Origin of the sequence: Marinobacter sp. ST-43 (assembly GCF_030541085.1) — a bacterium.
Lineage (GTDB): Bacteria > Pseudomonadota > Gammaproteobacteria > Pseudomonadales > Oleiphilaceae > Marinobacter > Marinobacter nauticus.
On the sequence record NZ_JASSVO010000001.1, the window covers coordinates 310,374 to 324,785 of the forward strand.

The window sequence follows — 14,412 nt, forward strand, 5'->3', positions numbered from 1 at the left end:
TGTCAGCCCTGTTGGTCAAGAAACTTCTCGGCGTCCAGCGCAGCCATGCACCCGAAACCGGCGGACGTCACAGCCTGCCGATAGACGTGGTCAGCTACGTCGCCCGCGGCGAACACGCCCGGAATGCTGGTTTGGGTGGCCATGCCCTCCAGGCCAGAGCAAATCCGGATGTAACCGTTGGTCATATCCAGCTGGCCTTCAAACAGGCTGGTATTCGGCTTGTGGCCAATCGCGATAAATACGCCGGCCAGCTCGAGATCCTGAGTGCTGCCATCTTTGGTGCTCTTGATGCGCATGCCGGTAACGCCGGTGCCATCGCCGAGCACTTCGTCCAGGGTGTGGTCCCAGATGATGTTGACGTTGCCGTTTTCTGCTTTCTCGAAGAGTTTGTCCTGAAGGATCTTCTCGGCCCGAAGCTTGTCACGGCGATGAACCAGGGTCACTTCATCAGCGATGTTCGAGAGATACAGAGCCTCTTCCACAGCAGTATTGCCGCCGCCGATAACCGCGACTTTCTGCTTGCGGTAGAAGAAGCCGTCACAGGTGGCGCAGGCCGACACGCCCTGACCCTTGAACTTCTCTTCGGATTCAAGCCCCAGATACATGGCAGAAGCGCCAGTGGCAATGATCAGAGCGTCGCAGGTGTATTCGCCGTTGTCGCCTTTGAGCCGGAACGGGCGGTTGTTCAGGTCAGCTTCGTTGATGGTGTCGTACACGATGCTGGTTTCAAAACGCTCGGCGTGCTTCTGCATGCGCTGCATGAGCTCGGGGCCCTGAACGCCGTCATTGTCGCCCGGCCAGTTGTCTACGTCAGTGGTGGTGGTCAGCTGGCCGCCAACTTCGATACCGGTGATCAGGGTCGGGTTCAGGTTGGCGCGCGCGGCATAGACTGCAGCGGTGTAGCCGGCCGGGCCGGAGCCAAGAATGATCAGTCGGGAATGTCGGGTTTCGCTCATCTGTGTCTCACTGAAATGAAGTATGCGTATTCGACGGCTCTCCTCTGTCCCTTCGGAGGGCAGAACGGGAGCCGCTCATCTGAAATCTGGCAAAAGGCTAACATGAAATGACCGGGCTGCCATTCGTTTACGCCAATGCGGCTTATAAAACGTTGCTATGTGGTCAGACCCGGATTATTCAAGCACCGATACGGTCGTTAACAGCTGGCGCACCCGCTCCCGGGCTTTACCGGATTCTCCCTGTTCCAGGCGATGTTCGGCTACGGCGGGGAAGACGGCCTGCACGTCGTCGGGCAGTACGTGATTACGACCTTCCATCAGTGCCCATGCTTTGGCGGCTCTCAGCAGGCCGAGGCCCGCCCTCGGGGACAAGCCGTAAAGCAATCCGGGCATGCGCCGGCTCTGCTCAAGAAGGCGTTGCAGGTAATCCAGCAAAGCCGGGCTGGCGGATACCTTTTCCACGGCCTGCTGCAAGGCCACCAGCTCATCGTGCGGGAGTATGGCCTGCAAACGATCGGTAAGGTGTTTGCGGTCTTCGCCCTCCAGCAGCTCCCGTTCCGCTTTCGGGTCGGGGTAGCCCAACCGAAGGCGCATCAGAAACCGGTCAAGCTGAGATTCAGGCAGGGGAAAGGTGCCGCCTTGCTCTATGGGGTTCTGGGTTGCGATCACAAAGAACGGGGTAGGTAGTGGTCGGGTTTCCCCCTCAATGGATACCTGCCTTTCTTCCATGGCTTCCAGCAGGGCGCTTTGGGTGCGCGGTGACGCGCGGTTGATTTCGTCTGCCAGAACCACCTGGGCGAAGATGGGGCCGGGGTGAAACACGAGCCCGCCGGCCTGCTTGTCATACATGGAGTAGCCGAGGACGTCTGCAGGCAGCAGGTCATTGGTGAACTGGATTCGCTGATAGCTTAACCCCATGATTTTTGCCAGCGCATGGGAGAGGGTGGTCTTGCCCATGCCCGGAATATCTTCAATCAACAGGTGGCCGCGGGCAAGCAGGCCGCAGAGCGCCAGACGAACCTGATTCTCCTTGCCCAGCAGTACCTTGTTAAGGGCGCTGACGACAGTGTCCATTTTCTGTTTCATGCCGGTTTCAGTCCCTCACCCGTTTCAGAATGTCGCCGTAGGCATCGATGCGCCTGTCCCTGAGGTACGGCCAGATTCTCCGGATGGATTCGGTGCGCTGGCGGTTCAGGGTTACCGACAGGATACACTCGTCAGTCTCGTTGCCGCGGGCCAGAAACTCGCCCTGAGGGCCACAGATGAAACTGTTCCCCCAGAACCGGATGCCATCGCTTTGGCCGGAAGGATCTGGCTCGGTCCCAACGCGATTCGGGGCGATAACCGGAAGGTTGTTGGCTACCGCATGGCCACGCTGAACGGTCACCCAGGCGTCCAGTTGCCGGGCCTGTTCGTCTGGATCGTCGGTCACATCCCAGCCAATGGCGGTCGGGTAGATCAGTATTTCCGCGCCGGCCAGTGCCATCAGTCGGGCCGCTTCCGGGTACCACTGGTCCCAGCACACAAGGACCCCCAGCTTACCAACGGAAGTCTGGATGGGGGTAAACCCGCTGCTGCCGTCATTGAAGGTGGCATCACCGGGAGTAAAGTAGAATTTCTCATAAAAGCCCGGGTCGTCCGGGATGTGCATTTTCCGGTACAGCCCGGCCAGGCTGCCATCGGTGTCGAACACCACAGATGTGTTGTGGTAAACGCCATTCATGCGCCTTTCAAAAATAGAACCCACAAGCACAACGCCTAATTCTTTTGCGAGACCAGACAGATAGTTGCTGGTGGGCCCGGGAATGGGCTCTGCAAGCTCAAAAATGGCGGTGTCTTCGGTCTGGCAGAAATACTGGGTGGCGTGCAGCTCCTGCAGGACAATCAACTGCGCGCCATCCACCGCAGCCTGCCGTATCAGGCGTTCGGATGTCGCGAGACTCCGGTTCTTGTCGGGACTGCAGGTTTGCTGAATGGCGGCGACCTTCAGGTTGGAGCTGGTGTTCGTGCTGGTCATACCGTTACCACCCCCGCAGGAATTTGCATGGTTACGCAGTGCAGACTGCCGTGCTGGTAAATGAGCGGGCGGCAGTCAATTGGAATAATCTCCCGGTCTGGGAAGATGCCCGCCATGATGCGAACTGCTTCTTCGTCCTGCGGCACATCGTAGACTGGCAGCAGAACTGCGCCGTTGATGATCAGGAAGTTGGCGTAGGTCGCTGGCAACCGTTCGCCGTCCTCATCGTAAATCGGGTCGGGCCAGGGCAGGGGCGTCAGGCGATAGGGGGTGCCGTCGGCCTGACGGAATTCCTGCAATTCTTCTTCCATCGCCGCCAGGGCGCTGTAGTGCTCGTCCGCAACATCCGGGCAGGTCACATAGCAGATATGATCAGGCGCGCAGAACCGTGCCAGGGTATCGATGTGGCTGTCGGTATCGTCGCCCGCCAGATATCCGTGGTTGAGCCAGAGAATACGATCGACCCCGAGGACTTCCTCCAGCAATTGCTCGATAGCCGTCCGATCCATGGATGGGTTTCTGGACGGAGTCAGCAGGCACTCGCTGGTAGTGAGCAAGGTGCCGGCGCCATCGGATTCTATAGAGCCGCCTTCCAGGACAAAATCCACTGGCTGCAGTGGGTGTTTGCCGAAAACGCCCGCGTTCGCCAGGTGCCGGTTGAGGGCATCGTCTTTTTCCCAGGGAAATTTGTCTCCCCAGGCATTGAACCGGAAGTCCAGCAGAGCGGGGCCGTCAGCGGTATCCACGGTGATGGGGCCGTGGTCCCTGGCCCAAGTGTCGTTGGCCGGGGCTGGCACAGTGATTACGCGACCTGGTAACCCGTTGCCTTCGGCATAAGCGTTCAGCTGCTGGCCAAGTTGCTGGAGACGTGCCACGAACTCGCAGCTGATCACCAGGTGTTCAAAACGGAGGACCGCTTTGGCAATGGCCTCGAACACGGGCTCCACGTCGGCCATGCGCTTTGCCCAGTCGGTTCCGGGATGAGGCCAGGTCAACATGACTGCGCTTTGGGAAGCCCACTCCGCAGGCAACGTACGTCTGGAAGTCACTGTATAAGTCACCTTGGTTTGCAAAAGCCGCCATTCTATCTGAGCAATGCAGCCCGTGCATTGTCATTCCCTGGCCGGATGCCCTTACTGTTTGATGAAGCGGGTGTCGATCAGTCTTTGTGTTGCTTTACCACAGCATGTATTACGCGGTTACCTTCGAAATAGACGACAAAATCCTGATAATGCCACTGACTGATGGGGGGTTCTCCGACCGGGCCCTTGATGTCCTGGGGGGTGCCCCAGCGATTACGGACGGAGTCTTCACTCATGCCGTTCGCGGGCAGGCTGATCTGGCTTCTATCTGCCTGGCTGCCGACCGGCACCCTCAGTTCCTCGGCAAGGGCCAGTGGCGCTGAACCAGCGAATACAGCCGTAGCCAAAACGGCGGCAGCCATCACATTGCGGTAGTTTGTCATAGAGGAGTCTCCAATAATGCATGATTACTGCGCACTGTCTGCGGCAGATGAATAAAACGTAATATCCCGAAAAGCTTAGCAAAAGTCAGCACTTTTTCAGTATCTTACTCTTTTTGTCGTTGCCGAATCTGCCAACGCATCACATGCCGGGCAATTTGCTGACGGTCGCTGTCATCCAGTTCAACAAACAGCGTGTGAACCCGTGTGCCGCCTTGGTTGTCGTGCTCGGTATCCAGTACTTCAGCAATGGCTCTTGGCTGGTATAGCTCTGGTGGTAGAGTCATTCGAATGGCCAGTCGGTCACCCGCGACAAAGGTTGCTGTCGGCCAGCGGAACGAGAGCCCGCCCTCACTCAGGGTTACATCCTGCCAGTCCTCCGGTTGCAACGGATTTTGCTCAAAGGCGATAATGCGCGCCAGCGTATCGACCTTGCTGTTCAGGGATTTGACCAGCCCGGCCAGCAGGCGGTCGCGCTCAGCCAGGCTTGCCAGGTGTGCACGTACGTCCTGGTCCAGCCTCCGGAACTCGGCTTTCAGGGCTTCCAGTGGAGAGTTATTGAACGGATCGTCGCCGGGATGGGCGTCGTCCAGGCGGCGTACCTCAAGCCCGATACGGTCGTCTATCCGGAAGAACTCCCGGCGCTCCCGCTGGCTGTCTCCGCTCGGTGGCGTTTTATTCTGGCTTGGCATCCTGTCTCCGGACGGGTTTTTATTGATTATAGAACAGTTTAGCAGTTTCCCGACGGCTGGTAAGAGGCCTGGCAAATCTCCGGGCCAGGTAATGATAAAGGCCAGCGGGGATTCAATAATCGACGGACCGCAAGGTAGCGACAGGCACCCCTACATGTTCAGACCCTTATCGTTTTATATTGGCCTGCGATATACCGCCGCCAAACGACGCAATCACTTCATCTCCTTTATCTCCCTGACCTCAATGATTGGCCTGATGCTGGGCGTTGCGGTACTGATCATCGTGCTATCGGTCATGAACGGGTTCGATCGCGAACTCAAGCAGCGCATTCTTGGGATGGTGCCTCATGCCACGATTCAGGGGGCTTCCGGTCCCTTGGAGAACTGGCAGGAGATTGACCAGAGGGTCGAAGCCTACCCGCGGGTGCTGGCGGCCGCTCCCTTTATCCAGGGGCAGGGCATGGTAACCGGTGGTGGTAACGTCCGGGGCGTGATGCTCAACGGTGTCCTGCCGGAGCAGGAGGCCAGCGTTTCTATTATCGAGAACCATTTCATCGAAGGCAGCCTTGAGGAACTTCGGTCCGGGGAATTCGGAATCATCATTGGCCGGTTGATGGCTAACAGCCTTCGACTGGGGGTAGGCGATAAACTCACGGTGGTATTGCCGGAAGCTTCGGTAACGCCGGCCGGCGTGTTACCCAGGCTCAAGCGCTTTACCGTCAAGGGTATTTTCAGCGTTGGTGCTGAGCTTGATGGGAACTACGCGCTGATTCATATGGATGATGCGGCGCGTTTGATGCGTACCGGTGGCCGCGCGGAGGGTATCCGGCTTTTAATGGATGACCTGTTTGCGGCGCCCAAAGTTGTCAATGAGGTTGCCCGGACCCTGGGAGGCCGCTATTACGTATCGGACTGGACCCGCACCCACGGCAACCTGTTTCAGGCAATCCGCATGGAAAAAACCATGATCGGGTTGCTGTTGATGTTCATTGTGGCCGTGGCGGCCTTCAATATTGTGTCAACGCTGGTCATGGTGGTGACCGACAAGACCGCTGATATCGCCATCCTGCGAACCATGGGCGCCACGCCCGGGCGCATTATGAGGATCTTTATCATCCAGGGTGCCGTGATTGGCGTGTTTGGCACGCTCACAGGTACTGCATTGGGGATTTTCGGCGCCCTGAACATCAGTGGCTTTATCTCGTGGCTTGAATCGGCACTGGGGCATCAGTTTCTCAGCGCTGATGTCTATTTCATCAGCTACCTGCCGTCGCAGCTCCAGTTGCAGGATGTACTGATTATCAGCGGTGCGGGCCTTGCCATGAGCCTGCTGGCAACTATCTATCCGGCCTGGCGTGCGTCGCGGGTCGAACCGGCGGAGGCATTGCGTTATGAGTGACGGGCAGACGACATCTCTGGTGATTGATTGTCAGAAGGTTACCCGCACCTACAGTGAAGGGCCGGAAACACTGACGATTTTCTCGGACATCTCACTTCAGGTTAAGGCCGGCGAGACGGTTGCCATTGTGGGCAGTAGCGGGGCAGGGAAAACCACCTTGCTGAACCTGCTGGGCGGTTTGGATCGCCCTTCCTCAGGCCATATACGGATCTGTGGCAAGGATATTCATCAGCTATCTGAAGCAGGCCGGGCGCGGTTCCGGAATCAGCACCTGGGATTTGTGTATCAGTTCCATCATCTGCTGCCGGAATTTACCGCACTTGAGAATGTCATGTTGCCCTGCGCGCTTGGTGGCATGCCACCCAGGCAGGCCCGCCCGAAGGCGGAGCAACTGCTGCAACGGGTGGGTCTGGGTGAGCGGCTCAGGCACAAACCCGGCGAGTTGTCCGGTGGTGAGCGTCAGCGGGTAGCGATCGCCAGGGCGTTGGTTAACAGCCCGGAGTGTGTGTTGATGGATGAGCCTACCGGCAATCTGGATGAGCACACAGGGGAGGGTATTCGTGCCCTGATCGGCGACCTGCGTGATAATTCCGGGACGTCATTCATCATGGTTACCCACGATATGACCATGGCCCGGAGCCTGGGAAGGGTACTGCGACTGGAGCAGGGGCGATTGGTTCAGGAGGCCTGATTGCTCGCGGGCGTTCGCTTGATGCGCTGGCGACGCCGTAATTGCCATTCAGTGCGGATCTTGCGGCGCCAGAGATACTGGATGATCAGGTAAGCGACGCAGGCGGTCACCGTGGCCAGAACCAGGGAACCCAGGTACAACGGCACGCCGATATCGATCAACCGGTGGCTGATCCAGTCCCAGGAAAGCTCGAATTCGAACGCCAGAACCGGCCGATTGAGTATCCAGGCCCCCACCTTGTAATTGAAGTAGAACATCGGGGGCATGGTCAGCGGATTGCTGATCCAGACCAGAACCACGGATAGAGGCAGGTTGGCGTTAAACCAGATGGCGCAGAATGCGGCTGCCAGCATCTGGAAAGGCATCGGAATAAAACAGAACCAGACGCCCACCAGGAAGGCCCTGGCAACACAGTGCCGGTTGATGTGCCACAGGTTGGGTTCATGGAGGATATCGCCCAGAAAACGCAGCGATTGCATCGACTGCACCTTTTCAGGGGTGGGCAAATACCGTTTCATGAACTTCTTCGGCATAGGAAGTTCGGCCTGTTTCCTGGCTTTGAGTAATCACTGGCACCCAGAGGCTGCCAGCGCTATCGAAAATCGGAGGACAAGGATTGTCCGAAAACCCAGTTTCCAACCGGGTCCGCAGGCTCGGTGTTGGACTCGCCAGCATTCTCGCCTTCTCTTGCGGCGTTATCTTACTGTATCGGCTCGCAACCTTGCCACCATATCCATGGCTGTTTGTGCTCGTTGGGTTAATGTTGCTGGCTGTGGCCTGTCGATGCCAGTGCATACAGAGGCTCGGCCCCGTGGTGGTTGCTGCGATGCTGGGGCTGGTCTGGGCCGGCTGGAATGCCGATATTAGACTGGCCGAACGCCTGCCTTCGGAGTGGGAAGCCAAGCGCATTGTGGTTTCCGGCTATCTCTGTGATTTGCCGACGCCGGGAAGCTTTGACAGTCTGAGATTCGGATTCTGTGTCTTGAACTGGCAGATACCTGGCGTGTCGGTAGATGACAACTTGCCCCGCGTCCTCCGACTATCCTGGTACGGCAGGGAGGGGCGCAGGCTACCCGACCATCGCCTGACACTGGAGGTCTCTCTCAAGCGACCTCACGGTAACCTCAATCCAGTAGGGTTTCGCTACGAAGACTGGTTGTTCCGCCACGGTTATCGGGCGACCGGTTCCGTCAAACGGGTATCTGCTGCACCGGAGCTGGTATGCGCACTGCAATGTCAGTACCACGCCTGGCACTGGCGAGCATCAAAGAAGTTGCAGCGTTGGTTTGGTGAAGCGGAATACTACCCCCTGATTGCGTCTCTGCTAATGGGTAACCGGGGTTCTCTGGAAGATCATCACTGGCAGGTACTTAAGTCGACCGGCACCATTCATCTGGTGGCTATTTCCGGTTTGCATCTCGGTCTGGTGGCGGTCGGAGTTGGTCTGTTGGCGCGCTGGGGTTTGCTATTGCTGCCGGTTGGTGGTCTGAGTGAGCAGGGCCGGCGTTCTCTGGTTTTTCTGGTGGTTGTTCTCAGCTGCCTTGTCTATTCGCTATTGGCCGGTTTTACCGTACCAACCCGGCGGGCCCTGGTGATGGTGGTTGCCGGCGGCTGGTATCTGCTCAAGGCAAGACAGCAGAGCGGCTGGCGACCCTTTGTGCTGGCTCTGGCAGTGGTGCTTCTGATGGATCCGTTTGCGCCTCTGGACCAGGGTTTCTGGTTGTCTTTTGGCGCTGTCGGGGTGCTGCTGGCGGTATTTTCAGGGCGTCTGGGTTCGTCGGGCTGGTTGTCGGCTTTGTTGATAGCCCAGTTGGCGGTCTTTGTCGGGTTGTGGCCAATGTTGATGCTGGTGCATCAGGGCCAACCTTTTGCAGGCTTCGCGGCCAATCTATTGGCGGTGCCCTGGGTGTCTTTTTCCGTCATGCCGGTACTGTTCCTGGGGGCCATCATCGCCCTTTTTTCCGGGGGGTGGCTCCTGCCCTGGGTGTCGGCCGGGTTTGACCTTGTCCTGGGGGCGCTATGGTGGTGGCTGGAGCTGGTGGCCCGGTTCCCGGCAGGACAGATGCAGCCTCTGCCGCTGCCATTGGCAGCGGGTTTGGCGTTGCTGGCGCTTTGGGGGATTCGCTGGAGGGACTGGCGATGGCGGGCATTGCTGGGCGTTACCTTCCTGTTGCTCAGTGTTCCCTGGTCAGGTACGGGAGCAGGCAATTCCGTCGCACGGGCACCTGAAGTCCGGGTGTTGGATGTGGGGCAGGGGCTGTCGGTTGTGATTCGCGCCGGTGGCCGGGTGATGGTGTATGACACCGGGCCCGAAGTTACGGGCGTCTACTCCGCCGCCGATTCGGTGCTGGTGCCGAATCTTCGGGCAATGGGCGTCGAGGTTATTGATCTGCTGGTCTTGAGCCATGCGGATAATGACCACGCCGGCGGTCTCGAGACGTTGTCTGAGCACTTCGCGATCAAAAGGGTGATTTCCGGAGAGCCTGCTCTTATTACCGGGCGGGTGCCGGTGACGGTGGAAGGTTGTCGCCAGGGGAATATCCGGTGGCCGGGTCTGGTGATGTCGCTGTGGCAAAATCCGTTGCCTGCGGACGGGAATGACGCTTCGTGCGTGATACGCGTGTACCACCCGTCCAGCAACAGCGATTTCGTATTGACCGGGGACATCAGCCGGAAGGTTGAGCAACTGATGCTCGGTGGCGGCGGCCCAGAGTGGCTTGAGAACCGCGTTGCGCAGCGGGTGGTGCTGGCGCCACACCATGGCAGCAAAACTTCATCTTCAACACGCTGGGTACAGGCGGTGGCGCCTGATCAGGTGATCTATACGGCGGGCTACCGGCACCATTTCGGGCATCCGCATCCGGAAGTAAGCGGTCGGTACCGCGCCAGTGGTGCCGTGCCATTGAACACGGCCTGCTCCGGCCAGATCACACTCAGGTTCGCAGATTCAGGCCTGCTTATAAGTGAGCTCTGGCAGACACAGCCTTTCTGGATAGCGTCTCCGGGGCTTGCCAGGAGTGAATGTAAAATACCGTGACAATCCGGGTGTGGCCTGCACCGACAGCTATGCTAAAGTAGCGCGGCTTGTAACTAATCAGGGAGATCAAGCGTGTTCGAGCTGTTGAAAGCCGGTGGCATCCTGATGGTGCCCATTGTTGCCTGTTCCATCCTGGCACTTGCCATCATTCTGGAACGAATCTGGACCTTGCGGGCCTCTCGGGTCGCGCCCCCGCAGTCTATTAACGAACTCTGGCGCTGGATCAAGAAAAAAGAGCTTAACGGTCGCAAGCTGAAAGCCTTGCAGGCATCTTCGCCACTTGGCCGGATTCTCGCCGGCGGCCTGATCAACGCCAAACATGGTCGCGAGATCATGAAAGAAAGCATCGAACACGAGGCCAGCCAGGTTATCCATGAGCTGGAGCGTTTTCTGAATCCCCTGGGCACTATCGCCACCATCACGCCACTGTTGGGCCTTTTGGGTACCGTTATCGGCATGATCAAAGTGTTTGCCGAAATCCAGTTGGCCGGCGTCGGCAATGCCGGCAACCTGGCCGGAGGCATTTCCGAGGCATTGATCACCACTGCGGCTGGCCTGAGTGTCGCCATTCCTGCTCTGATCTGTCACCGCTATTTCATCCGTCGCGTAGACGAATTGGTGGTCAACATGGAGCAGGAAGCCATCAAACTGGTGGAAGTGGTCCACGGAGACCGCGAAATCGACGTTGAAGGAGCCTGAACACCGTGAAGTTCAAGCGCCAACGAAGCCAGGAAGTCGGGGTAGATCTGACGCCACTGATTGATGTGGTGTTCCTGCTGCTGATTTTCTTCATGGTGTCGACCACATTTACCCGGGAGAGTCATCTGCAGGTGGAGCTTCCGGAAGCCAGTGCAGAGCCGGCAGCTCCGTCTGAGGTCCGGCAGATTGATGTGGTGATCAATGCCGAGGGCCAGTACTTTCTGAACGACCGACCACTGGTTAACAATCGCCGGGAAACCCTCGAGCGTGGCGTCAGTGAGCTGGCCGAAGGCGACAACAGCCTGCCGTTCATCATCACTGCAGACGCCCAAACCCCCCATGAATTTGTGGTGCGGGCCATGGATGTTGCCGGTCGCCTGGGGTTTGCCAAGCTGAGCATAACCACAGAGCGGGAGGCTGAAAGCCAGTGATGCAGACAAGGCCGGAGCCGCTCAAGACGCCACCTGCCGGTAGCTGGACCACCTACAAACGCCTGCTCAAGTACGTCAAGCCTTTCTGGTTTGCGTTCTCCCTCGCCGTGTTCGGAAACATCATTTACGCCGCTGCATCCACCGGGATGGCCGCGGCGATGGAATATGTGATCACGGCGATCGAGAATCCGTCCGACCAGAACCGGATGTTGCTGACCGGGCTGATCGTGGGTGTTTTTGCCTTCAGAGGCGTTGGTACGTTTTTCAGCCAGTATTTTATCAGCTACGTCGGGCGCAACGTGATCAACGCCTTGCGCAACGATGTGTTTGATCGCCTGATGTCTTTGCCGTCCCGATACTATGATGAAAATGCATCCGGGCGTCTGGTCTCGAAGCTCACCTTTAACGTTGAGCAGGTCGCTGATGCTGCGACCAATGCGGTGACTATCACCCTTCGCGAAGGGCTGACCATACTGGGTCTGCTCGGCTTCATGCTGTACACCAACTGGAAGTTGACCCTGATTTTTCTTACTGCCGGTCCGGTCATTGGTCTGGTAGTGAATTATGCCAGCAAACGGTTTCGTCGAATCAGTAAGCGTATTCAGGGCTCCATGGGCGATATCACCCATGTGGCCTCCGAGTCGATCACCGGATACCGGGTGGTGCGCACCTTCGGAGGCGAAGATTATGAACGGGAGCGGTTTCGTGAGGTTAGTGCCCGAAACCTGAAACAGAGCCTGAAAATGGCTTCTACTCAGGCGATCAGTGTCCCGGTCATTCAGGTGCTGGTGGCTTTTGCTATCGCCGCGCTGGTGTGGACCATGCTTGCGCCGGAGATTCGGGGTGAGATGTCGACTGGTCAGCTGATTGCGTTCATTACCGCGGCGACGACCATGGCCAAGCCCATTCGTCAGGTTACGTCCGTACACGCCAAGATTCAGAAGGGTGTGGCGGCTGCGTTTGATGTGTTCGAGACCATGGATGAAAAGCCGGAAGAGGACCAGGGCCCCTACAACCCGCAGCGGGTCAAAGGCGACATCACATTTGACCAGGTGTCTTTCCGATACCGGGATCAGCTCGACAATGTGCTTGAAGGGATAACCATCGATATTCCAGCCGGCCAGAGTGTCGCACTGGTGGGCCGGTCAGGCAGTGGTAAGTCGACCATGGTCAGCCTGTTACCCCGTTTCTACGAGTACACCGGGGGAGCTATCCGCATTGATGACCATGAACTGAAGGAGTTTTCGCTTCAGTCCCTGCGTGCCCAGATTGCTCTGGTGAACCAGAACGTGGTGCTGTTCAACGATACCATCGCCGCCAACATTGCCTACGGTTCCCTGCGCGACTGCAGCCGGGAAGAAATTATGGAAGCGGCTGAAAAGGCCCACGCGCTAGAGTTTATCAACCGCATGCCGGAAGGGCTCGACACCATGATTGGCGACAATGGTGTGATGCTTTCCGGTGGCCAGCGCCAGCGTCTTGCGATTGCGCGGGCCATCCTCAAGGACGCCCCAATTCTCATTCTGGATGAGGCGACATCGGCGCTGGATACAGAATCCGAACGCCATATTCAGGAAGCGCTGGAAACGGTTATGCAGGGCCGTACCACGCTGGTGATCGCACACAGGCTATCCACCATCGAGAAGGCCGACCGGATTCTGGTCATGGACAATGGCCGCATTGTTGAGTCCGGAAGTCATGGTGAGCTGTTGGCTGCGGGTGGGGCATATGCCCAGCTGCATCAGATTCAGTTCAGCGAGCACGCATGAGCACCAGCCTGGTTGACCGGCTTTGGTACGGGCAAGGCAGGCCTCTTGCACTGCTCACACCACTGGCCTGGTTATATCGGGCGGTGTCTGAGGCCAGGCGCCGAAAGGCCTGGCATGCGCGAAACGAATTGCTGCCGGTCCCGGTTGTGGTGGTGGGCAATATCACCGCTGGCGGCACTGGTAAGTCACCTCTCACTGCCAGTCTGGTTCAGTGCATGAATCAACACGGCTGGAAACCGGTGATTCTCAGCCGTGGCTACGGTGGTAAGAGTTCTCAGTATCCCTTGCTGGTCGCTGACGGGACCCCGGCGGGTGTCTGTGGTGATGAGCCTCTGATGCTGGCCCGGGCCACCGGATGCCCCGTTGTAGTGGACCCGGATCGCTGTCGAGGGGCCCGTTGGGCGCTGGAGAATGGCCTGGGCGATGTGTTGATCTGTGATGATGGCCTGCAACACTACCGCCTGCCCCGGGATATCGAACTGGCTGTATTCGATGCCCGGCGCGGTACCGGAAATGGTGCCATCATTCCGGTAGGCCCGCTGAGGGAGCCGGTTGAGCGCTTGAACAGTGTCGACTTTGTCGTTCTTAACGGAGCTGAGTTTCCTGAGGCCGGAGAGACCATAGAGAGTTTTGCCGGCGTTGATCATCCGGAGATTCATGCCATGGAGCTGGTGCCTTCGGCTCTGGTGAACCTGAATTCCGGTGAGACCCTGTCTCCGGAGCAGCTCAAAGGCAAGCCGGTACGGGCAGTAGCGGGTATTGGTAATCCCGGTCGATTTTTCGAAACCCTCCGGAACCTTGGCGCCCACGTGAATGAAGTTCCCTTTCCCGACCATCATCATTTTCGCCCCGAAGACCTGGCGTCCGGTGCTCTTGAATGGTTGGTGATGACGGCCAAGGATGCGGTGAAGTGCCATGGCTTTGCGCCGGACAACGCCTGGGTCTTGACGGTTCAGGCCCGGTTGTCGGAACCTTTTGAACAGCATTTTCTGGAACGGCTCAGAGCCAGCTCTGGCCAGTTGCAAACTGATATCAGCGAGGAATCGAACCATGGATAAGAAACTGCTGGCCATGCTGGCCTGCCCGGTGTGCAAGGGAGAGCTCAAGCTCAACGACGCCCGTACCGAGTTGATCTGCTACCAGGATGCCATGGCGTTCCCCATTCGTGAGGGGATTCCGGTTATGCTGGCGGTTGAAGCCCGCACCCTCAGCACGGACGAGCGCCTCGACAAACACTGAGTCACCCGCAGGACGCAACC

Annotated in this window: 15 protein-coding genes; 8 read left to right on the forward strand and 7 right to left on the reverse strand. The window is 58.1% G+C overall.

Annotated elements, in window-relative coordinates; translation table 11 throughout:
- Positions 1 to 2: 2 nt before the first annotated feature.
- The 6 genes from trxB to QPL98_RS01490 all read right to left on the reverse strand — a co-directional run bounded on the left by trxB (position 3) and on the right by QPL98_RS01490 (position 5,127).
- The gene (gene trxB, locus QPL98_RS01465; RefSeq protein ID WP_303292487.1) at positions 3 to 956 is read right to left on the reverse strand and encodes a thioredoxin-disulfide reductase; all 954 of its coding nucleotides are present in this window, start codon (positions 954 to 956) and stop codon (positions 3 to 5) included.
- Positions 957 to 1,130: 174 nt separating this feature from the next.
- A complete protein-coding gene (locus QPL98_RS01470) occupies positions 1,131 to 2,042 on the reverse strand; it encodes a MoxR family ATPase (protein WP_022991062.1) in 912 nt (303 codons plus the stop codon).
- 7 nt (positions 2,043 to 2,049) lie between these two features.
- On the reverse strand, positions 2,050 to 2,973 hold the full coding sequence (locus tag QPL98_RS01475; protein WP_153740033.1) for a carbon-nitrogen hydrolase: 924 nt from the start codon (positions 2,971 to 2,973) through the stop codon (positions 2,050 to 2,052).
- Positions 2,970 to 4,022, reverse strand: a complete 1,053-nt coding sequence (locus tag QPL98_RS01480) for an agmatine/peptidylarginine deiminase (protein WP_081698959.1) — start codon at positions 4,020 to 4,022, stop codon at positions 2,970 to 2,972. The genes QPL98_RS01475 and QPL98_RS01480 overlap by 4 nt, the downstream gene beginning before the upstream one ends.
- A gap of 110 nt (positions 4,023 to 4,132) precedes the next feature.
- Positions 4,133 to 4,438 (reverse strand): hypothetical protein, encoded by a 306-nt coding sequence (locus QPL98_RS01485; RefSeq protein ID WP_114433967.1) that lies wholly within the window; start codon positions 4,436 to 4,438, stop codon positions 4,133 to 4,135.
- Between the two features lie 104 nt (positions 4,439 to 4,542).
- Positions 4,543 to 5,127: a PilZ domain-containing protein gene (locus QPL98_RS01490; RefSeq protein ID WP_222447971.1), complete on the reverse strand. Its 585-nt coding sequence runs from the start codon at positions 5,125 to 5,127 to the stop codon at positions 4,543 to 4,545.
- A 154-nt stretch (positions 5,128 to 5,281) separates the two neighbouring features.
- On the opposite strand from QPL98_RS01490, the gene QPL98_RS01495 reads away from it, so the two are divergent.
- Complete coding sequence (locus QPL98_RS01495; protein ID WP_153740031.1) at positions 5,282 to 6,526, forward strand: lipoprotein-releasing ABC transporter permease subunit; 1,245 nt, start codon at positions 5,282 to 5,284, stop codon at positions 6,524 to 6,526.
- Positions 6,519 to 7,217, forward strand: coding sequence for an ABC transporter ATP-binding protein (locus QPL98_RS01500; RefSeq protein WP_022991068.1), 699 nt, complete (start codon positions 6,519 to 6,521; stop codon positions 7,215 to 7,217). The genes QPL98_RS01495 and QPL98_RS01500 overlap by 8 nt, the downstream gene beginning before the upstream one ends.
- Here the strand turns inward: QPL98_RS01500 and QPL98_RS01505 are convergent.
- Entirely contained in the window at positions 7,205 to 7,750 is a 546-nt protein-coding gene (locus QPL98_RS01505) for a DUF2062 domain-containing protein (protein ID WP_153740030.1), read from the reverse strand. The genes QPL98_RS01500 and QPL98_RS01505 overlap by 13 nt on opposite strands.
- Positions 7,751 to 7,833: 83 nt before the next feature.
- On the opposite strand from QPL98_RS01505, the gene QPL98_RS01510 reads away from it, so the two are divergent.
- From QPL98_RS01510 to QPL98_RS01535, 6 genes are all read left to right on the forward strand, one after another.
- Entirely contained in the window at positions 7,834 to 10,254 is a 2,421-nt protein-coding gene (locus QPL98_RS01510) for a DNA internalization-related competence protein ComEC/Rec2 (RefSeq protein ID WP_303292488.1), read from the forward strand.
- Between the two features lie 72 nt (positions 10,255 to 10,326).
- Positions 10,327 to 10,953, forward strand: a complete 627-nt coding sequence (locus QPL98_RS01515; protein ID WP_014421239.1) for a MotA/TolQ/ExbB proton channel family protein — start codon at positions 10,327 to 10,329, stop codon at positions 10,951 to 10,953.
- A gap of 5 nt (positions 10,954 to 10,958) precedes the next feature.
- Positions 10,959 to 11,384: a biopolymer transporter ExbD gene (locus QPL98_RS01520; protein ID WP_014421240.1), complete on the forward strand. Its 426-nt coding sequence runs from the start codon at positions 10,959 to 10,961 to the stop codon at positions 11,382 to 11,384.
- Positions 11,384 to 13,153, forward strand: coding sequence for a lipid A export permease/ATP-binding protein MsbA (gene msbA / locus QPL98_RS01525; RefSeq protein WP_278350046.1), 1,770 nt, complete (start codon positions 11,384 to 11,386; stop codon positions 13,151 to 13,153). Before QPL98_RS01520 ends, msbA begins: the two co-directional genes overlap by 1 nt.
- Entirely contained in the window at positions 13,150 to 14,211 is a 1,062-nt protein-coding gene (gene lpxK / locus QPL98_RS01530; protein ID WP_303292489.1) for a tetraacyldisaccharide 4'-kinase, read from the forward strand. Before msbA ends, lpxK begins: the two co-directional genes overlap by 4 nt.
- Positions 14,204 to 14,392, forward strand: coding sequence for a Trm112 family protein (locus tag QPL98_RS01535; RefSeq protein ID WP_011785222.1), 189 nt, complete (start codon positions 14,204 to 14,206; stop codon positions 14,390 to 14,392). The genes lpxK and QPL98_RS01535 overlap by 8 nt, the downstream gene beginning before the upstream one ends.
- Positions 14,393 to 14,412 lie beyond the last annotated feature (20 nt).

What these genes read in the sequence shown, in the direction of transcription:
- QPL98_RS01475 (WP_153740033.1), bottom strand. Translation starts at nt 2,973, where the DNA reads ATGACCAGCACGAACACCAGCTCCAACCTGAAGGTCGCCGCCATTCAG.
- QPL98_RS01535 (WP_011785222.1), top strand. Translation starts at nt 14,204, where the DNA reads ATGGATAAGAAACTGCTGGCCATGCTGGCCTGCCCGGTGTGCAAGGGA.
- lpxK (WP_303292489.1), top strand. Translation starts at nt 13,150, where the DNA reads ATGAGCACCAGCCTGGTTGACCGGCTTTGGTACGGGCAAGGCAGGCCT.
- QPL98_RS01500 (WP_022991068.1), top strand. Translation starts at nt 6,519, where the DNA reads ATGAGTGACGGGCAGACGACATCTCTGGTGATTGATTGTCAGAAGGTT.
- QPL98_RS01485 (WP_114433967.1), bottom strand. Translation starts at nt 4,438, where the DNA reads ATGACAAACTACCGCAATGTGATGGCTGCCGCCGTTTTGGCTACGGCT.
- QPL98_RS01490 (WP_222447971.1), bottom strand. Translation starts at nt 5,127, where the DNA reads ATGCCAAGCCAGAATAAAACGCCACCGAGCGGAGACAGCCAGCGGGAG.
- QPL98_RS01495 (WP_153740031.1), top strand. Translation starts at nt 5,282, where the DNA reads ATGTTCAGACCCTTATCGTTTTATATTGGCCTGCGATATACCGCCGCC.
- msbA (WP_278350046.1), top strand. Translation starts at nt 11,384, where the DNA reads ATGCAGACAAGGCCGGAGCCGCTCAAGACGCCACCTGCCGGTAGCTGG.
- QPL98_RS01470 (WP_022991062.1), bottom strand. Translation starts at nt 2,042, where the DNA reads ATGAAACAGAAAATGGACACTGTCGTCAGCGCCCTTAACAAGGTACTG.
- trxB (WP_303292487.1), bottom strand. Translation starts at nt 956, where the DNA reads ATGAGCGAAACCCGACATTCCCGACTGATCATTCTTGGCTCCGGCCCG.
- QPL98_RS01505 (WP_153740030.1), bottom strand. Translation starts at nt 7,750, where the DNA reads ATGCCGAAGAAGTTCATGAAACGGTATTTGCCCACCCCTGAAAAGGTG.